The sequence below is a fragment of the Sulfitobacter sp. CW3 genome (genome assembly GCF_019392245.1).
In the GTDB taxonomy this organism is placed as follows: domain Bacteria; phylum Pseudomonadota; class Alphaproteobacteria; order Rhodobacterales; family Rhodobacteraceae; genus Sulfitobacter.
In genome coordinates this window covers 465,748-484,021 of sequence record NZ_JAHXRL010000002.1, presented here as the reverse complement: position 1 = coordinate 484,021, position 18,274 = coordinate 465,748, and the positions used below count along the sequence as shown (strand labels likewise).

Annotated in this window: 22 protein-coding genes; 10 read left to right on the top strand and 12 right to left on the bottom strand. The window is 56.1% G+C overall.

The window, feature by feature from the left end:
• Positions 1 to 76 precede the first annotated feature (76 nt).
• Complete coding sequence (locus KZZ06_RS05755; protein WP_219579082.1) at positions 77 to 565, bottom strand: peroxiredoxin; 489 nt, start codon at positions 563 to 565, stop codon at positions 77 to 79.
• A gap of 94 nt (positions 566 to 659) precedes the next feature.
• Here KZZ06_RS05755 and KZZ06_RS05750 point away from each other — a divergent pair, with 94 nt between their 5' ends.
• Together KZZ06_RS05750 and rsmD are read left to right on the top strand one after the other, a co-directional pair.
• Positions 660 to 1,868 (top strand): NAD(P)/FAD-dependent oxidoreductase, encoded by a 1,209-nt coding sequence (locus KZZ06_RS05750; protein ID WP_219579081.1) that lies wholly within the window; start codon positions 660 to 662, stop codon positions 1,866 to 1,868.
• Positions 1,865 to 2,416, top strand: a complete 552-nt coding sequence (gene rsmD / locus KZZ06_RS05745) for a 16S rRNA (guanine(966)-N(2))-methyltransferase RsmD (RefSeq protein ID WP_219579080.1) — start codon at positions 1,865 to 1,867, stop codon at positions 2,414 to 2,416. The genes KZZ06_RS05750 and rsmD overlap by 4 nt, the downstream gene beginning before the upstream one ends.
• Before the next feature lie 19 nt (positions 2,417 to 2,435).
• Here rsmD and KZZ06_RS05740 read toward each other — a convergent pair whose 3' ends face one another.
• The 5 genes from KZZ06_RS05740 to KZZ06_RS05720 all read right to left on the bottom strand — a co-directional run bounded on the left by KZZ06_RS05740 (position 2,436) and on the right by KZZ06_RS05720 (position 5,612).
• A complete protein-coding gene (locus KZZ06_RS05740) occupies positions 2,436 to 3,323 on the bottom strand; it encodes an IS1 family transposase (RefSeq protein ID WP_219579079.1) in 888 nt (295 codons plus the stop codon).
• Between the two features lie 49 nt (positions 3,324 to 3,372).
• Complete coding sequence (locus KZZ06_RS05735) at positions 3,373 to 4,443, bottom strand: ImmA/IrrE family metallo-endopeptidase (protein ID WP_219579078.1); 1,071 nt, start codon at positions 4,441 to 4,443, stop codon at positions 3,373 to 3,375.
• A 2-nt stretch (positions 4,444 to 4,445) separates the two neighbouring features.
• Positions 4,446 to 5,084, bottom strand: a complete 639-nt coding sequence (locus KZZ06_RS05730) for a hypothetical protein (protein ID WP_219579077.1) — start codon at positions 5,082 to 5,084, stop codon at positions 4,446 to 4,448.
• 62 nt (positions 5,085 to 5,146) lie between these two features.
• Positions 5,147 to 5,377 (bottom strand): histone H1, encoded by a 231-nt coding sequence (locus KZZ06_RS05725; protein ID WP_219579076.1) that lies wholly within the window; start codon positions 5,375 to 5,377, stop codon positions 5,147 to 5,149.
• The gene (locus KZZ06_RS05720) at positions 5,370 to 5,612 is read right to left on the bottom strand and encodes a hypothetical protein (RefSeq protein ID WP_219579075.1); all 243 of its coding nucleotides are present in this window, start codon (positions 5,610 to 5,612) and stop codon (positions 5,370 to 5,372) included. Before KZZ06_RS05720 ends, KZZ06_RS05725 begins: the two co-directional genes overlap by 8 nt.
• A 163-nt stretch (positions 5,613 to 5,775) precedes the next feature.
• Here KZZ06_RS05720 and KZZ06_RS05715 point away from each other — a divergent pair, with 163 nt between their 5' ends.
• Both KZZ06_RS05715 and pssA read left to right on the top strand, forming a co-directional pair.
• Positions 5,776 to 6,435, top strand: a complete 660-nt coding sequence (locus KZZ06_RS05715; protein ID WP_257884236.1) for a phosphatidylserine decarboxylase — start codon at positions 5,776 to 5,778, stop codon at positions 6,433 to 6,435.
• Positions 6,436 to 7,197, top strand: a complete 762-nt coding sequence (gene pssA, locus KZZ06_RS05710; RefSeq protein WP_219579073.1) for a CDP-diacylglycerol--serine O-phosphatidyltransferase — start codon at positions 6,436 to 6,438, stop codon at positions 7,195 to 7,197.
• On the opposite strand, the gene map is transcribed toward pssA, so the two are convergent.
• A complete protein-coding gene (map, locus tag KZZ06_RS05705) occupies positions 7,194 to 8,009 on the bottom strand; it encodes a type I methionyl aminopeptidase (protein WP_219579072.1) in 816 nt (271 codons plus the stop codon). The two genes, pssA and map, sit on opposite strands and share 4 nt — an antisense overlap.
• Positions 8,010 to 8,069: 60 nt before the next feature.
• Positions 8,070 to 8,774 (bottom strand): DNA/RNA nuclease SfsA, encoded by a 705-nt coding sequence (sfsA, locus tag KZZ06_RS05700; RefSeq protein WP_219579071.1) that lies wholly within the window; start codon positions 8,772 to 8,774, stop codon positions 8,070 to 8,072.
• Positions 8,775 to 8,822: 48 nt separating this feature from the next.
• Between sfsA and KZZ06_RS05695 the strand changes: the two genes are divergently transcribed.
• The 4 genes from KZZ06_RS05695 to KZZ06_RS05680 are packed head-to-tail and all read left to right on the top strand — an operon-like array spanning position 8,823 to position 11,760.
• Entirely contained in the window at positions 8,823 to 9,539 is a 717-nt protein-coding gene (locus KZZ06_RS05695) for a molybdopterin-binding protein (protein ID WP_219579070.1), read from the top strand.
• The gene (locus tag KZZ06_RS05690) at positions 9,536 to 10,252 is read left to right on the top strand and encodes a GNAT family N-acetyltransferase (RefSeq protein ID WP_219579069.1); all 717 of its coding nucleotides are present in this window, start codon (positions 9,536 to 9,538) and stop codon (positions 10,250 to 10,252) included. Before KZZ06_RS05695 ends, KZZ06_RS05690 begins: the two co-directional genes overlap by 4 nt.
• A gap of 12 nt (positions 10,253 to 10,264) precedes the next feature.
• Positions 10,265 to 10,834 carry a peroxidase-related enzyme gene (locus tag KZZ06_RS05685; protein ID WP_219579068.1) on the top strand — a complete coding sequence of 190 codons (570 nt, stop codon included), beginning with the start codon at positions 10,265 to 10,267 and terminating at the stop codon, positions 10,832 to 10,834.
• Entirely contained in the window at positions 10,831 to 11,760 is a 930-nt protein-coding gene (locus KZZ06_RS05680; protein WP_219579067.1) for an OmpA family protein, read from the top strand. Before KZZ06_RS05685 ends, KZZ06_RS05680 begins: the two co-directional genes overlap by 4 nt.
• A gap of 87 nt (positions 11,761 to 11,847) precedes the next feature.
• Here KZZ06_RS05680 and KZZ06_RS05675 read toward each other — a convergent pair whose 3' ends face one another.
• The 3 genes from KZZ06_RS05675 to KZZ06_RS05665 form a co-directional block, all read right to left on the bottom strand.
• Positions 11,848 to 12,753, bottom strand: coding sequence for a LysR family transcriptional regulator (locus KZZ06_RS05675; protein ID WP_219579066.1), 906 nt, complete (start codon positions 12,751 to 12,753; stop codon positions 11,848 to 11,850).
• 146 nt (positions 12,754 to 12,899) lie between these two features.
• On the bottom strand, positions 12,900 to 13,841 hold the full coding sequence (locus KZZ06_RS05670) for a zinc transporter ZntB (RefSeq protein ID WP_219579065.1): 942 nt from the start codon (positions 13,839 to 13,841) through the stop codon (positions 12,900 to 12,902).
• Between the two features lie 59 nt (positions 13,842 to 13,900).
• Complete coding sequence (locus KZZ06_RS05665; RefSeq protein WP_219579064.1) at positions 13,901 to 15,928, bottom strand: NADPH-dependent 2,4-dienoyl-CoA reductase; 2,028 nt, start codon at positions 15,926 to 15,928, stop codon at positions 13,901 to 13,903.
• Between the two features lie 150 nt (positions 15,929 to 16,078).
• Between KZZ06_RS05665 and KZZ06_RS05660 the strand changes: the two genes are divergently transcribed.
• On the top strand, positions 16,079 to 16,579 hold the full coding sequence (locus KZZ06_RS05660; protein ID WP_219579063.1) for an RNA pyrophosphohydrolase: 501 nt from the start codon (positions 16,079 to 16,081) through the stop codon (positions 16,577 to 16,579).
• A gap of 193 nt (positions 16,580 to 16,772) precedes the next feature.
• Positions 16,773 to 17,657 carry a formyltetrahydrofolate deformylase gene (gene purU, locus KZZ06_RS05655; protein WP_219579062.1) on the top strand — a complete coding sequence of 295 codons (885 nt, stop codon included), beginning with the start codon at positions 16,773 to 16,775 and terminating at the stop codon, positions 17,655 to 17,657.
• A 22-nt stretch (positions 17,658 to 17,679) separates the two neighbouring features.
• On the opposite strand, the gene KZZ06_RS05650 is transcribed toward purU, so the two are convergent.
• Positions 17,680 to 18,273 carry an N-acetyltransferase gene (locus tag KZZ06_RS05650; RefSeq protein ID WP_219579061.1) on the bottom strand — a complete coding sequence of 198 codons (594 nt, stop codon included), beginning with the start codon at positions 18,271 to 18,273 and terminating at the stop codon, positions 17,680 to 17,682.
• Position 18,274: the final 1 nt, after the last annotated feature.

The following is an 18,274-nucleotide window of genomic DNA, read 5'->3' as shown; positions in this document are numbered from 1 at the left end:
CCGATAAATTGAAAACGCCGCCCATATCAGGGCGGCGTTTTGCGTTTTAAGGCTTAGTCGTGTGGCGTGCGCCGGATCACATGTTGTCCAGCAACGCCTCGCCGCCAGAAGTTTCGCAAACGCCGGGGTTTTCTTCGGCTTGGAACAGCGTGACCTTGCCGTCATCAACCAGCATCGCATAGCGTTTGGACCGCGCCATCAGGCCAACAGGCTCGGCTGTGAAATCCATACCAATCGCCTTGGTAAAGGCGCTGTTGCCGTCGGCTAGCATAGTGATACCGGCAGCCGAGGCACCAGTCGCGTCGCCCCATGCTTGCATCACGAAGGGGTCATTGACGGAAATGCAGATGATCTCGTCCACGCCCTTGGCGGCGAACTGGTCTTTGGTACGGATAAAGCTGGGCACATGCGCGGAATGGCAAGTGGGTGTAAACGCACCCGGAACCGCGAAAACCACAACTTTGCGGCCTTTGACCTTGTCGGCCATTTGCACGGGCGCAGGGCCATCGGCACCCATTTCCATCAGTGTGGCATCGGGTAGCATATCACCTTGAGAAATCGTCATCTGTCTGACCTTCCATGTCATTGCGTTTGTCTAGTGCTTAGTTATAGGTTTTGGGCGCAAGCAGGAAACCGATTTTTTAAGTAAGGAATGCAGCATGGGACATGTCGTCGTTATTGGGGCAGGTCAGGCAGGGTCATCATGTGTGGCCAAGCTGCGCAATTCCGGATTTGAGGGCAAGGTAACCCTGATCGGGGCCGAAACCGCGCCCCCCTATCAGCGCCCGCCTCTGTCCAAGGCCTATCTGTTGGGCGACATGACGCTTGAGCGCCTGTTTCTGCGCCCCGAAAGCTTCTATAGCGATTATAATATCGACCTGATGTTGGGCACGCATGTCGACAGCATCGACCCTGCCAGCCAGACGATCCGGGTGAACGGCGATGATATGGCCTATGACAGTTTGGTCCTGACCACCGGATCGGTCCCGCGTCGTTTGCCTGCCAGCATTGGCGGCGCATTGGACGGCGTGCATGTGGTGCGCGATTTGGCTGATGTCGATGCGATGGGCCCGAGGTTTACCAAAGGCGCGCGCGTGCTGATCGTGGGCGGAGGATACATCGGCCTTGAGGCGGCATCGGTTGCATCCAAACTGGGGCTGAACGTGACCTTGGTTGAGATGGGTGAACGTATATTGCAGCGCGTCGCGGCCCCGCAAACATCCGATTTTTTCCGCGATCTGCACCGGTCTCATGGCGTGGATATCCGCGAAGGTGTGGGCCTTGAGCGGTTGATCGGTGACACCCATGTCACAGCGGCACTTCTGTCCGACGGGTCCGAGTTGCCGGTCGATTTCGTTATCGTGGGCGTGGGCATTGGCCCCGCGACGGCGCTTGCCGAGGCCGCAGGGATCGAGGTTGATAACGGGATCAAAACCGACAGCCACGGGCGCACATCCGTGCCGAATGTCTGGGCGGCGGGCGATTGCGCATCCTTTCCCTATCGCGATACGCGGATCCGTTTGGAATCGGTGCCAAACGCCATCGATCAGGCGGAATGCGTCGCTGAAAACATCATGGGCGCGGACAAAGAATATGTCGCAAAGCCGTGGTTTTGGTCCGATCAATACGATGTGAAATTACAGATTGCCGGCCTGAATACGGGGTATGACCGCGTGATTACCCGCCGTACGGATGATGATTCAGTCGCGTTCTGGTACTATAGCGGCACCGAGCTGTTGGCGGTTGATGCCATGAATGACCCGCGCGGCTTTATGATTGGGCGACGTCTGATCGAGGCGGGTAAATCCCCCGCGCCGGACCTGATCGAAAACCCGGAAACGGATTTGAAAGCATTGCTAAAAGCATGAGGATTATCGCCGGAAAATCGCGTGGCACGCAACTGGCCGACGTGGGCAAAGGCGATGAACAGGCTCACCTGCGCCCCACCTCGGACCGTGTGCGCGAAAGCCTGTTTTCGATGCTGACCTCGCATAACGTGATTAATGGCGCACATGTGCTGGACCTGTTCGCAGGCACTGGCGCATTGGGTCTTGAGGCGCTTTCGCGCGGCGCGCGTGATGTGGTGTTCGTTGAAAACGGGCGTGTCGCGCAAAAGCTGATTACCGAGAATATCAAGAAGCTGCGCGCCGAAGGTGAAACGACGCTGATGCGATCGGATGCCACCACGCTTGGCGATTGGATCGCGGCACCGTTCGATCTGGTGTTTCTTGACCCCCCCTATGGCAAAGCGATGGGGCAGGCGGCGTTGACCAAGGCGCTGGCTGGTGGCTGGTTGGCCAAGGGTGCGATGATCGTGTGGGAAGAAAACGCGGCAATGGATGCGCCCGACGGATTTGCCCGCATCGACAAAAGAAAATATGGCGACACCTGGATTACTCTTTTAAACGTAACCTAACCGAAAAACTGGTAGTGTCTCAGTTTGAAATTGATTTCTTTTTGTAGGGGCCGCGCTTCTTTGAGGCGGGTGCGCGGGCATCAATCAAGCTAACAATCCATGCCGTGTCGCGCAACGTATCAGATACACCAGCGGCCATAGCGGGTGTCATTTTCAGCGTCTTGTGTATCCGTACAAAGTTGTAGTGAACGAAGTACAGGGAAAGCATGTGCAGGTGGTTTTCCACCTTCTTAGAGAACCCATTGGTGAGGCGCGTAAAGCGGCGCATACCCATGCGCATTGTGAGGTTCTGGCGCTCAACATAGGACGTACTGACTAGCTCCTCTACGGGCTGACCCATGATGGCCTCTTTCTTGATACCTGTACACTCTGCGGGGCTGTACTTGCGCTCTGCCGTCTTTCCGCTAGTTTCGCCGTAAATCTTAACCAGCATGGCATAATCAATGTCTGAGCCGAAAGCATCCTCAACTGCGCTGAGATACGCCTTATGACCGTCTGTGGTAAGCTGAAGGCGGCTTGTCAGGCGGTCGCGCAGATCAAACATGAACTCGTGCGCCGTAGTCGCTGAACGGTCGCCTACCTCATAGGACAGGATCATTTTGCTATCTGCGTCGATTGCGGTCCACGTCCACACGTCGCCAGCGCCATCAGGCGCGGCCTTGGCGGTTTTCACGTTCTTGTCCTTGGCATAGCAAAACGACCAGATTTCATCACACTCAACACGGGTTGCGCCTACGTTGCGCACTGTTTCTTCGTGGTATGCTGCACAGGCTTCACCAGCCTCAACAAGCAGCTTGGTCACTGTGTTGATTGATACACCCACCACGCGACTGATTGAGCGCATAGAACTGCCCTCAACCATCATGTTCAGGATCATCGTGCGGGTTTTTGTGTCGAGCTTGTTCATACTCATTTTAATATGAACTTTTATGCTTACCGTCAATTAAAAAGTTCACTTAAACCACCTTGAGGGCTTGGCGCTCCTCCTTTTTTTCATGCCGAAATTGCTTAGACGCTATGCCAAACAGTAAGCTATTTAGCTCGCGTTCTGGCACATTAAGATTTTCGGCGACCACCTTGATAGGCAATCCTCTTCGCCAAAGATCAGTTAGAACTTTTTCCCATATTTGAGAAGATTCTCTCTCCATGGGGTTCGGCTCTACATTCCTTCCGAACTTCCCTAAGGCGATGCAGTAGCTACGGTAATGCCAATCCGTAATTTTGCCCAATTTATGCAATGTGTATGCAAGTGCCGCAGCAGAAACTCCCCACCTTTTTTTCTTCTCAATTAGTTGATTGAGAGAGCGCACTCTGGGGATTTCCGCATACAAATCTTCCTTTGGCATCAAAAAGGCAGACGCAAAAGCGTCAGCTTCAGACTCTGCGCTAGAGTGTGACGAACCAGTATGGCGGTGCAAAATTAAATGCGCTAACTCATGCGCGGCATCAAACCGACTGCGCTCAGCAGTCTTTAAAGTATTCAGAAAAATATACGGTTTGTCATTCCGCCAAAGCGAATATGCATCAAGATGCCGCGTTTCTTCGACCAATGAGAAAATACGAATGCCCTTCGCCTCAAGCAAATTGATGAGGTTTCCAATTGGCCGCAGTCCAATCCCCCATTGGGCGCGAAGCCCAAGCGCTGCTTTTGCAGGGGAAACGCTTTTCACTTCCGTTGGCACGTCATGAGTTGGCAGTGTGTATTCCGAGTTCACAAAGTCATCGAATATAAAAGCTACTGCACCCGCTGCCATTGCTGAGTTACGTGACGCTGCTGTTAGTGACCGCAACGACCGAAAGCTAACGCCAGATGCATTAGGGTATTCGATCTTGGTGCGATCTTTGAAAAAACCTTCAGGATAGCCGGACAACTCTATTAGCCGCGGAATGCAAGATTGCGGCAAATCATGGCCATCTTTCTCGAAACGCTGAAGCGTTTTACGATCAATTCCGAGGCTATCAGCAAATCCTATCTTCGTCAGTCCAAGCCTAAGCCGGACCAACTCAACACGCTCTGGAACTAACATGATTACTTCCGTTTCACATCAATTTCGACAATCTCTGTCGGGCCACCCATGTCACTGTCATCAATCGGGCTTCCAATATCGGAATCCGAGTTGAGTATCATCATACGTTTACTAAACTTTGTGTACTTTTTCCCAGAGAACTCGATTGGATAAGACAGTTCAGCCGACAGCTGCTCGCCATCTTGAGAGTAGATGCCGAGAACCAAAGTAACAATTTCGTCCTCACCCTCAATGACCGGTGATTCCAAGCCGGGAAGCCAACCAGTGCCATTGCAGCGCACCTTGCGACCTGATGCTGTTCCCTTTTCAGTCCAATTCGTTGGGGTCAGCAGCGGGTTTCCGGCGTTTTCATCAAAATTGCACGGAATAATACGGAGACCCAAACTTTCATTCAGTATCCCCGGCTGATTGCCAGACTCATCATGAACCCACTCGTCGCCGCAGAATTGCTCACGAAGACCACGGGCCGCTTTAGCATTCACGGTAATCAACCGATGGCCCTTCGGATCGTTCCGCGTGCAGAGTGCACCCTCGCTATCGGCATACCGGACCACTTCGATTAATTTTTCAAGGTCCAGCTTCAATTGACTGATCTCCGATGAAACTTCTTCTGGATCAGCGATTACGAGTTCTTCAAACATAATTTAATGTCCCATTTTTCTACATCAAATGATGCGGGTTTTTGGGACAAAGGTCAAGGTGCTTATTTCCCCCACCGCTTCGCAGCCGCTTTCTTGGCTATCTCTGACCGTTGCTCAGCCGTTAGCTTCGCCGCGCGGGCCTTGCCGCCCTTGGCACCCATCGCTTTTGCGGCGGGGTCTTTGCCATCATCTGGGGTTTCGTCGTCAACCTCACCAGTTGCGATCTTGCCGATCATCACGGCCAGACCAATAGCGTCAGCGGGGCGCTTTTCACCCTTTGGCCCCTTAGGCATTGCCTTCGGCCTTACAATTTTCGGTATGCACACGAACTACCCGTGTATTTTCTATTTCCTCAAATTCACCTCTGGCATACATCGCCTCTGCGGTTTGCCAGATTGAACGCCAGCTATGGTCTTTGATAGCTTCGTGGCTACCGCTCACAACAACTCGCTTACCGTCCATGTCCTTGCCAAGCCTGTTGGCCCCCGTCGGTGTGCCGATTTCTTGGCCGCTAAAAATCAATGCCATCATAAAACCCTTATGCTTTGCGCTAAGCATAACATAGGATCAAGCCGGATAAACTTCAAATTTCAAACTGAGACACTACCGAAAAACTGTTCAGGCTTTGCATTCACCCTACTTACGCTTATGAGCTAGTCAATTATTCCAATGGAAAGACGCCCCGATGAGCCTGAGCATGACCAGTACTTTTATCAAGCCAATGCACCCAGAAGGGCGCAAGTTTGTCGCGATCTTTGCCGCGATCACCTTGGTCCTGTTTTTGCTGGCTGAATTTCTGGGGTGGATCGGCGTCGGGGCAACGGTTTGGTGCTATTACTTCTTCCGTGATCCTGAACGCGTGACGCCAAAGGGCGACAATCTGGTGATCAGCCCGGCTGATGGCATCATTTCCCTGATCGAACCCGCCGTTCCCCCGGCTGAGCTGGGCATGGCCGACACGCCGCTGACCCGTGTGAGCGTTTTCATGAACGTATTTAACTGCCACGTGAACCGCGCGCCGGTCGCCGGTGAGATTACCGAAATCGCTTATCGTGCGGGCAAGTTCTTTAACGCGTCGCTGGACAAGGCAAGCAAGGATAACGAACGCAACAGCCTGCGCATCAAAATGGACGATGGGCGTGACATTGCTGTGGTGCAGATTGCGGGCCTCGTGGCGCGTCGCATTGTTTGCTTTACCAAGCCGGGCGCACATACGCAGGCAGGCCAGCGTTTTGGCCTGATCCGTTTTGGATCGCGGGTTGATGTGTATCTGCCCGCAGGTGTCGAACCCAAGGTAAGTATCGGCCAGACCATGGTGGCTGGCGAAACCGTTTTGGCAGAGCTGTCGTAAATGACCGAACAAACCCCCGCGCCGACAGATAAAGCAAAGGTCGAGTTTTCCCTGCTTCAGCTGTTGCCAAACATGCTGACTGTTGCCGCGATCTGTGCGGGCATTTCAGCGATCCGTTTCGCGGCCGAGGGTAAATTTCCGCTGGCGGTCTTTCTGATCGCACTGGCCAGCGTTCTAGACGGGATGGACGGACGCGCAGCGCGGTATCTGGGCAGCGACAGCAAAATCGGTGCCGAGCTGGACAGCCTTGCGGATTTCGTCAACTTTGGTGTGGCACCGCCCTTGGTGGTGTATTTCTGGGGCTTGCAAGATTTCTATCGCGCGGGCTGGCTGGCAGTGTTGGTATTCGCCGTGTGCTGCGTGATGCGGTTGGCACGTTTCAACGTGGATTCGCGCACCAAGACGACGTTGGATGATGGCGGCTATTTCACAGGGGTGCCATCGCCAGCGGGGGCAATGCTGGTGATGTTGCCGATCTATCTGCCCTATGCATTTGGCCCCGGTGCGGCGATGCCGGACCTTTTGGCCTGTCTTTATATCGTGTTTGTTGGCTGGGTGATGATCAGTCGCATCCCAACCTGGTCGTTTAAATCGGTCAGCTTTTCACGCAGCAACGTGACCTATTTCCTGATCGCTTTCACCAGCTTTATCGCCTGTCTGGTCAGCTTCCCCTGGGCCACGCTTGTGATCTGCTGCTTTGCCTATGCAGGCAGCGTGCTTTGGGCCGTGATCGAACTCAAGATGGCCCAACGCAAAGCTTAGTCTTGGGAATAGGTCGGGTGGAACTTTCCGGCGGGTGACAGGGTGAAAATCTCATAACCTGTTTCGGTCACGCCGATGGAATGTTCAAACTGCGCAGATAGCGATTTGTCGCGTGTCACCGCCGTCCAGTCGTCTGACAGAACTTTAGTTTCCGCGCGTCCCAGATTGACCATCGGTTCAATCGTAAAGAACATGCCCGGTTCCAGAACCGACCCTGTGCCAGGGCGGCCATAGTGCAAAACATTGGGCGGAGCGTGAAAAACGCGGCCCAAGCCATGCCCGCAGAAATCGGTAACGACGCTCATCCGCTGGCTTTCTACAAAGCTTTGGATCGCGTGGCCGATATCGCCAAAGGTGTTACCGGGTTTCACGGCCTCAATCCCGCGCATCAGGGCGTCATGGGTCACGTTGATCAGGCGTTCGGCCTTGCGGGGCAATTTGCCCGCGACATACATCCGCGAGGTGTCCCCAAACCATCCATCGACAATCACGGTGACGTCGATGTTCAGAATGTCGCCGTCTTTCAGCTTTTTGTCACCCGGGATGCCGTGGCAGACGACGTGGTTGATCGAAATACAGCTGGCGTGCTGATAGCCCTTGTACCCGATGGTCGCCGATTTGGCACCTGCGTCCTCGACCATCTGGGTGATCAGGCCATCAAGGGCTCCGGTTGTCTGACCCACGAAAACATGCGCGGCAATATCATCAAGAATCTGCGCGGCAAGCTTGCCCGCGGCATGCATGCCTGCGAAATCCGATGGGTCGTAAATGCGAATGCCGTCTTTTGTCTGGCGTCCTCGGTGTTCATTCATCACCGGTATCTCCGTAGGTCTATGTCGTTTCGTTCGGGATGGTCCAAGGGTCGGTGCAGGTCAACCCTTTAGGGGTAATTCAGTGCCCAAAGTCACCTGTTGAGGGCTGATATGGGTACCGATGACCAATGTTTCCAGCCCTGCGGCCCGCGCTGCGGCAAATGCGGCGGCATAGGTGGGGTCGATATCGCCAGCGACAGAGAACGCGGTGCAATCGGTGCGCTGCACCAAATACAGCAAAACGGCACGGTGCCCCGCCCGCGCCATCTGGGCCAGTTCAGCCAAGTGTTTTGCCCCGCGCGCAGTGACGCTATCGGGGAATTCAACCAAGCTTGGGGTGCGTGAAAGGGTCGCTGATTTCACCTCGACATAGGCGTCGGGCAGGCCGGGCTGTGTCAGCAGAAAATCGATGCGCGATTTTTCACCGTATTTCACCTCGGGTCTGACGGTTTCATACATTGCCAATGCAGGCACTTGCCGCGCCATCAACGCAGCCTTGACCGCGCGGTTCGGCAGCGCCGTATCGACGCCGGTAAAATGCCCGTTTTCATGATCGACCAACCGCCAGCCATAGTTCAGTTTGCGTTTGGGATCGTCATTGGGTTCCAGCCAGATCCGCATGCCGGGGTCCGCCAGCCCCATCATCGATCCGGGGTTCGCGCAATGGGCGGTCACCTCGCGGCCATCCTCCAATATGCAATCGGCTAGAAACCGTTTGTAGCGGCGGATCAGGCGGGCGGGGACAAGTTCAGTTTGAAAGCGCATAGGGTGTGACCTATACCTCAATCACAGCCCCCTCAAGGAGACAGGCAAATGCCAAACCCCACAGCAGCCATGATCGTTATCGGCGACGAGATCCTGTCGGGGCGTACCCGCGACAGCAACATGCATCATCTGGCGGCGCAATTGACCAGCGTGGGGATCGACCTGAAAGAAGTCCGCATGATCGGCGACGAACATGGCACGATTATTGCGGCAGTTCAGGCGATGGCGAAAGCCTATGATAATGTGTTCACCAGTGGCGGCATCGGGCCGACCCATGATGACATTACAGCCGATTGCATCGCGGCGGCCTTTGATAAACATATCGACGTGCGCGATGACGCCCGCGCCATTCTGGCGGCGCATTACGCGCGATCCGGCACCGAATTGAACGAGGCGCGGTTGCGCATGGCCCGTATCCCCGATGATGCGATATTGATCGATAATCCAGTGTCAGCGGCCCCCGGTTTTACGATTGAGAATGTGCATGTGATGGCAGGTGTTCCATCGGTGTTCGAGGCGATGGTCGCCACCGTGCTGCCCACGCTAACCGGCGGCGCGCCCCTGCTAAGTGCGACGTTGCGCATCGACCGCGGCGAAGGCGACATTGCGGGGCCGCTGGGGCAAATCGCCAAAGATCATCCGGCCTTGTCGATTGGATCATACCCGTTTCAAAAAGATGGCAAATACGGCGCGCATATTGTGATCCGGGGGAGCAATCAGGTTGAAATCGACGCGGCCGTGAAAAAACTGGAGTCAGCATTTTGAGCGCGCCGGATATTTCCCAACTGTACGAGATTATCGATCAAACCTGGCCAGCAGCGCGGCGCTGGACGGAAAATGGATGGACCCTGCGCGACGGGCAAGGCGGCGGAAAACGCGCGTCTGCGGCAACGCTGGCCACCCCGGGTGCCGATATAAGCGTCGCTGAAACCGCCATGCGGGCGATGCACCAAACACCGCTTTTTATGATACGGCAGGGCGAAGACGCGTTTGACGCAGAACTGGCCGCGCGGGGATACGAAATCATTGATCCCGTGAACATCTATATCCTGCCTATCGAGCAACTGACCGACGTTCCGATCCCCCCTGTCACCGCGTTCGAGATTTGGGAACCTCTGGCCATGATGCTTGAGATTTGGGCCAAGGGCGGTATTGGCCCCGCCCGTATCGATGTGATGCGCCGCGCGGCGCAAAAGACTGCGATATTGTCGCGCTGGAAGGAAAAACCCGGCGGCGTGGCCTTTGCCGCGATCCACGACGGGGTGTGTATGGTGCATGCCGTCGAAGTGCTGGAACATCAACGTGGTATGGGGGTCGGCAAATGGATGATGCGCCGCGCTGCTGTCTGGGCGCAGGCCCAAGGTGCCACCCAGATGGCGGTTCTTTGCACAAAGGCGAATGTACCCGCGAACCGCCTGTATCAAAGTCTGGGCTTTGCCCATGTGGGCGACTATCATTATCGCCAACTCTCTGAATAAAGGAACCCTGAGATGGCCAAAGACGCACCAACCGCCCTTGATCTGCCGATGGTTGACCCGCTGCCAGAAGCCACGCAAAAATACTTTGACGTGTGCCAGGAAAAGCTGGGCATGATCCCGAATGTTTTGCAGACATACGCGTTTGATATCGAAAAGCTGAACAGCTTTACCGCGATGTATAACGATCTGATGCTGGGCGCGTCGAACCTGTCCAAGCTCGAGCGCGAGATGATCGCGGTCGTCGTGTCATCGGTGAACAAATGTTACTATTGCCTGACAGCGCACGGGGCTGCGGTGCGGCAATTGTCGGGCAATCCGATCCTGGGCGAACAGATGGTGATGAACTGGCGTGTTGCCGAACTGGATGCACGCCAAACCGCGATGCTGGAATTTTCCGAGAACCTGACAGTGGCCAGCGCCAAGACCACCGAAGCCGACCGTCAGGCACTGCGCGATGTGGGTTTCACAGACCGCGATATCTTTGACATCGCATCGGTCGCGGCGTTCTTTAACATGACCAACCGTGTGGCCAGCGCCACCAACATGAAGCCGAACGAAGGCTATCACGCGCAGTTCAGATGATCATTCGTGCCGCAGCTTTTGCTTTGCTGGCCTTGGCGATCCCTGCCGGCGCGGTAGAGCTGTCATTGCCACAATCTGCGCGCCAAACCGTTGAACGCAACACGGGGCCGGACAGCTATATCGCGCCAATTGGGCCGTTTTTAGATGGCGTTCTGAATACAGTGACCATTGAGGGGGACGTTGCGCGTTCGGCGTGGCGACTAGAGGCGTCGGGTTTAACGCCCTTGCAAGTGCTGCGCCCCCTTCGGTCGCAACTGGAGGCGGCGGGATATGACATCGTGCTGGATTGTGGCGCGGTGGCCTGTGGTGGCTTTGACTTTCGCTTTGCCATCGAAACGCTGCCGGGGCCGAATATGTACGTCAATATTCGGGCCTATCAATTTGTGACCGCAGTTCAGGGCCCCTTGTCCGCACCGACGTCGATTGTGACGGTGCTTGCCAGCACGGCGGCGTCTTCGGCTTATGTTCAGATCATTCAGGCGGATGCTGTTAAGGCCACGCAGCCCCCGATTAATGTGGCCCCCGCGCCGCAGCCCACGTCGGATGTGAACGCCCTTGCAGATACGTTGCTAAGCCAAGGCCATACGATACTGGACGGGTTGGATTTCACATCGGGTACCGCCACATTGGGCGGTGCTGATGCAGGCACCCTTGAACGGCTGGCCGCATTTCTAAAGGATCAGCCGACCGTTCGAATAGCGCTGGTTGGGCATACTGATAGCGTTGGATCGCTTGATCCGAACATCGCCTTGTCGCGCAGTCGGGCGGCAGCAGTACGCAATAGATTGATCGAACAATACGGCATTCCCGCCGCCCAGATCGAGGCAGAAGGCATGGGGTATCTTGCGCCCATTGCGTCAAACCTGACGCCTCAGGGCCGCGAGGCTAATCGCAGGGTCGAGGCGATATTGCTGTCGCGGGAATAACCATCAAGACATGAAAAAACCCTCGCTATCTATGGGGAAACGAGGGTTGATCACGTCTGTGTCGTGTCGAAAGGGCCGGGTGTGGATTTACCAGTCATTCGGGCCTTTGTCGGCAAATTCATGCGCCAGAAAATCAATGAAGGCACGGACCTTGGGCTGGGTGAAACGTCCGGGCGGGTACACGGCATAGATGCCTTGGGTTTCGAGCGGCAGTTCGGGAATAGCATCTTCAACAAGGCCTTTTGCCATCGCATCAGCATATAGAAAGCTTGGCAAATACGCGATGCCAAGACCCGAAATGGCGGCGTTCAGCAGCGATTGCCCGTCATTGACAGACAGCCATCCGGCAGTGCGTACCTGACGTTTTTCACCCGATGGCGACGTCAGTTTCCACATGTTTCCGCTGGACTGGTTCGAATAGTGCAACAACTTGTGGTCGTTCAGATCGTCGATCTTTTCGGGGCGGCCGTATCTCTCAAAATATCCCGGCGATGCGATCATGCGCTTGGTCGTTTCGGTCAGCTTGCGGGCACGCAGGGTGCTGTCCTCCAGCTCTCCGATGCGGACGGCCATATCAAAGCCTTCGCTGATCAATTCGACATAACGGTTGTTCAGCACCATGTTCACGGTGATGTCGGGGAATTCCTCAAGAAAGCCGGACAGGGCGGGGGACAAATGGTTAACCCCGAAATCCGTCGCTACCGAAATGCGCAGCAGGCCCGAGGGGGCGGATTGCATCGAGGTGACCAGCGCATCTGCTTCGCCGGCATCGTTCAATACGCGGCGGGCGCGGTCGTAATATGCCAGACCAATTTCCGTGGGGCTGACACGGCGGGTGGTACGGTTCAACAACCGCGCGCCCAAGCGTGCCTCAAGCGATGATACGTGTTTGGATACGGCAGACTTCGAGATGCCCATCTTCTTGGCCGCATCTGTAAAACCACCCTGATCCACAACTGTGGCGAATGCTTCCATTTCTGTCAGGCGGTCCATTGCCGTCCCCTTTTCTATCATCTGAGTTGTCAGAGATATGCGAGCCAAATCGGGCAAGATCACGGCAGGGGTGGGTCAGTAGCAAGGTTATTACGTGGATCGTTTGCGTCAGAGAAACAATGGAAATTACGGCAATCTGAGTCGCTTCAGATCCAACGCAGCTTTCTGAGCAGGGCGAACATCAGTGCCGCAAGAACCACCATGCCCAAGCACAGGAAAGCAAAGGCCCAAGGGTGGCCGGTGCCGGGCATGCCACCGACGTTCACCCCAAACAGGCCCGTGATAAACCCGAGCGGCAGAAAGAGTGCCGCAGCCACAGACAGCACATATCCATGCCGCGCTTGGCGTTGGGCGACGTTGGCGTCATGTTCTTCCTGCACGGACACAAGGCGCTCGCGCAGCTCGTCCAGTTCTTCGACCGCGATCAGCGCGCTGTTGGCCTGTTCGTGCAGTTCAAGCTGGCTGTCTTGTGGGATCAGCGGGATATCAAGGGCGGCAAGTTTGCTAAGCGCTGCACGTTGCGGATCAAGATATCGCCGCAGCCGGATCACGCTGCGTCGGATTTCCGGCAGTTCATGTGGCATGGGCGTTTCTTTGTCTTCCAAGTCGATTTCAAAGAACTCGGCCTGCGCATCAATGCTTTCGACATGTTCCTGAACCCGACGTGTGAGCCGGCTCACCAGTGCTTCGATAAACTTGGCCGGGCTGGTCGGCGCATTTTGTGCCACCGCAGATTGGCGGATCGTGTCGATGGCAAAGACCTTTTTGCGCCGCACGGTAATCAGCAGATTGGATTGGATGAACATTCGGACCGACACCATTTCATCGGCCGCCTGACCGGCATTCATGTTGATGCCGCGCAAGTTCAGGATCAGCCCGCCGTTAAAGAGGTCACAGCGGGGTCGTGTTTGTTTCTGGATCAGCGATCCGGCGGGAATTTCATGCAGCTGTTCGCGCGCCCAGGGTTCCAGCATTTCGTCGGTCAGGTCGAAATGCCACCAGCGATATTCCCCCGGGCCGGTAAGGTTCGTATCGGTCGGCACCGATGTCGTACCATCGGCAAAGATATCAAAAACGCAAATCGGCATGTGGACCGCCCTCAGCTGGTGAGGGCGGAGTTTCGCATCCTATCTGCGCAAGGGCAATATCATAGGGCTGCGGCCAGCCGCGTGCCCTGATCAATCGCCCGCTTTGCATCCAGTTCAGCCGCGACATCCGCACCGCCGATAACGTGGCAAGTGATGCCTTTGGCCTCAAGCGCGTCTGCAAGGGAACGATCCGATAGCTGACCCGCACATAGCACGATGGTATCCGCCTCGATCAACTGAGGTTTCTCGCGGGCTTCGCCAAAGCTGATGTGCAGCCCGTCTGCGTCGATCTTTTCGTAATTCACGCTACCGATCATCTGGACGTTTTTCATGGTCAGCGATGCACGGTGAATCCAACCTGTTGTCTTGCCCAACCCTTTGCCGACCTTGGTGGCCTTGCGCTGCAACATCGTCACCTCGCGGGCGGGTGCATGGGGTTGCGGTCCTTCGGGGGCCAGACCGCTGCGATGTTCGGCGGGGTCTGTGACGCCCCATTCCTTCATCCATTCGGGCAGGTTGGTGGTGGTGCTGTCGCCGTCGTGCACCAGATGTTCGGACACGTCGAACCCGATGCCACCTGCACCGATGACCGCAACCTTGTGACCGGCTGTCACCTTGCCGTTCAGGATGTCGATATAGCTGACCACATTGCCCGCGTTCTGCCCCGGTATCTGCGGATCGCGGGGGATGACGCCCGTGGCGATGATCACCTCGTCGAAATCACCCAGATCATTGGCCGATACTTCGGTGTTCAGTTTAACCGTCACGCCGCGTTCTTTGACCATGGCGCGGTACCAATCGACAAGACCCCAGAATTCCTCTTTGCCCGCGACCTGCTTGGCGAGGTTCAGCTGCCCGCCAATCTCGGACGCGCGGTCGAACACGGTAACCTTATGCCCGCGCTCTGCCGCGGTGATCGCAGCGGACAGACCGGCAGGGCCAGCGCCAACAACCGCGATGGTTTTGACGTCGTGCGTCGGCTCGACTTTCAATTCGGTTTCATAGCAGGCGCGCGGGTTCACCAAACAGGTCGAGATTTTGCCGCCAAAGGTGTGATCCAAACATGCTTGGTTACACGCAATGCAGGGTGCGATCTGGTCGCCCTTGCCCGCAGCGGCCTTGGCCACGAAATCCGCATCCGCCAGCATGGGCCGCGCCATCGACACCATATCGGCGTAGCCATCGGCCAGCACCTGTTCGGCGACTTGGGGTGTGTTGATCCGGTTCGATGTGATCAGCGGGATGTTCACCTGACCCATCAGTTTCTGCGTAACCCAAGCAAAGGCCGCGCGGGGAACAGACGTCGCAATCGTGGGAATGCGTGCTTCGTGCCAGCCGATGCCGGTGTTGATGATTGTGGCACCTGCTTCCTCGACCGCCTTGGCCAGTTGCACGACCTCTTCAAAGGTCGACCCGTTGGGGATCAGGTCGATCATCGACAGACGGTAAATCAGGATGAAATCGGGGCCGACGGCCTCGCGCACGCGGCGCACGACTTCGACTGGCAGCCGCATTCGGTTCTCATAGGACCCGCCCCATTCATCGTCGCGCTTGTTGGTGTGGGTGACCAAAAACTGGTTCAGGAAATATCCCTCGGATCCCATCACCTCGACCCCGTCATAGCCTGCTTGCTTGGCGCGCAGGGCGCAGGCGGCGATGTCGCTGATCTGTTTTTCGATGCCTTCTGCGTCCAGTTCCTTGGGGGCGAACATTGAAATCGGGGATTTGATCGCTGAAGGTGCCACGCAATCGGGGCTGAACGCATAGCGGCCTGCATGCAGGATCTGCATCGCAATCTTACCGCCAGCCTCGTGAACACGCTGGGTGACGATGCTGTGGTTATCGACATCCTTTTGCGAGGTCATCATCGCCGCACCATGGGCAACCGATCCTTCGGGGTTCGGCCCGATGCCACCGGTGACCATCAAACCCACATCGCCACGCGCGCGGGTTGCGTAAAATTCAGCTACGCGGTTCCAATCCTGCGTTTCCTCAAGCCCCGTGTGCATCGACCCCATCAACACGCGATTTTTCAATGTGGTAAAGCCCAGATCAAGTGGGGCCAGCAGGTGGGGATAGTCGGACATGGGGCGAACCTTTCGAAGGATGGGGACGTTGCGACTGACTTCATCTTAAGCGTTGGCATCTGTCACGCACAACGCTGCGTAAGCCAATATACATGGGGTTGGCTTTTGTGATAGGCCCGCGCTGAACCGATCCAATCCAAAGGCCCCGCCATGACACCCGAAGAAATCGCCAAACTGCCCTACCGCCCCTGTGTCGGCGTGATGCTGATGAATGCCGATGGCCACGTCTTTGTCGGGCAGCGCAGGGACCGTGACCAAGAAGCGTGGCAGATGCCCCAAGGCGGCGTTGAGAAAGACGAACCCGCCCAGGTTGCCGCCCTGCGCGAGCTTGAGGAAGAGACCGGCGTGCGCGCGGATTCCGTGTCTGTCGTGGCCGAGACCGATACATGGCTGCCCTATGATCTGCCGCATGATCTGGTGCCCAACATCTGGAAGGGCCGTTTTCGCGGTCAGGAACAAAAATGGTTCCTGTTGCGCTTTCACGGCGCGGATTCCGAGGTCAATCTAGAAACGGATCATCAAGAGTTTTCGGAATGGCGTTGGCTGCCCGTTGACGATCTGGTCGACAATATCGTGCCGTTCAAACGCGAGGTGTATCAGGCCGTCGTCGCGGCGTTCCGCCCGCACCTTGTGGCTGCTGATATCTCATAGGTTTTTATACTGCCTATTTCGTAGCGAATACCGACCATTGTGCATGATCGGAAACCACCGCGCCGTTTAGGGGCGCCCGCTGTTGTGCTTTGGCTGCGCATTTGCGTGCAGATGTATTGACGGCGCAAACGGCTTGGGAAACACAAACCTGTCGAAGCCATGTGCCGCTTCCTTTCTGACTGGATCTGAACCCATGAAAAACTTTGCCCTGACCGTTGCGTGCCCGTCGACCCGTGGGGTCGTTGCCGCGATTGCGAACTACCTTGCTGATAATGCCTGTAACATTACCGACAGTGCCCAGTTCGACGATAAGGAAACGGGAAATTTCTTTATGCGGGTCAGCTTTGAAAGCGATGATGTCGTTGATCTGGCTGAACTGGCCCAAGGGTTTGCCGCAACCGCCAGCCCTTTCGACATGACCTATGATTTCCACGACCAGACCGAAAAGATGAAAGTCGTCATCATGGTGTCGCGGTTCGGGCATTGCCTGAACGACTTGCTATACCGCTGGCGCATTGGCGCGTTGCCAATCGATATCGTTGCCGTCGTGTCAAACCACATGGAATATCAAAAGGTTGTCGTGAACAATGACATCCCGTTTCATTGCATCAAAGTCACCCCGGAAAACAAAGCCGACGCCGAAGCGCGGATTATGGCCGTGGTCGAAGAAGCAGGCGCAGAGTTGATCGTGCTGGCGCGCTATATGCAAATTCTGTCAGATGAGATGTGTCAGAAAATGTCGGGGCGGATCATCAATATTCACCACTCGTTCCTGCCCAGCTTTAAGGGCGCGAACCCGTACAAGCAGGCGTTCCAGCGCGGGGTCAAACTGATCGGGGCGACGTCGCATTATGTGACCGCCGATCTGGATGAAGGGCCGATCATTGAGCAGGATATCGTTCGTGTGACCCACGCCCAATCCGCCAATGATTACGTATCACTGGGCCGCGATGTGGAAAGTCAGGTATTAGCCCGCGCTATCCACGCGCATATCCACCGCCGCGTGTTTTTGAACGGCAACAAGACCGTCGTGTTCCCCGCATCCCCCGGATCATACGCATCGGAACGGATGGGGTAATCATCCCGACTGGCGTGGCCCCTTAATCGATGATCGGCACATGGGGGCCCGCGTCACGCCCCAACATGCCCGTCAGCCGCGGGTCGTCGGCAACTTCGATCTGGCGGCGATAGGGCGTGAACCCGCTGCGGATATAGAATGCCACGGCCTGGGGGCTGTCGATCGTGCAGGTGTGAAGGTGAAAGCGCGTGATATCCCGCGACCAGGCGGCCGTAATCGCCTGGTTCATCAGATAGCGGCCCGCGCCAGCACCGATCAGTTTTGATGTCAGGCCAAAATAGGCCAGTTCGCATTCGCCTGCCTGACGGAAATCAAGCTCAAGCAGGGCTTCGTCCTGACCGTCTTTGCTAAGGGTGTAATACGCCATATCGGGATTTGTCAGGATCGCGTTCAGCTTGGCGTCAGACATCTGAAGTCGGGAAAACCACAGCCAGTCATGCGCGCCGACACGGTTGAAGATGTCGCGGTACCATTCAAGGGTCGGAGTGACCTTTCGCAGGGTTACGCCATCGGGCAATGACACATCACGCAGGGGCGGCGCGGCGCGCATCTCAAGATGGGTTACCACCATCGCAAGTTTGCCATCGGGCACATCGTGAAAACCATCGCTCAGCATA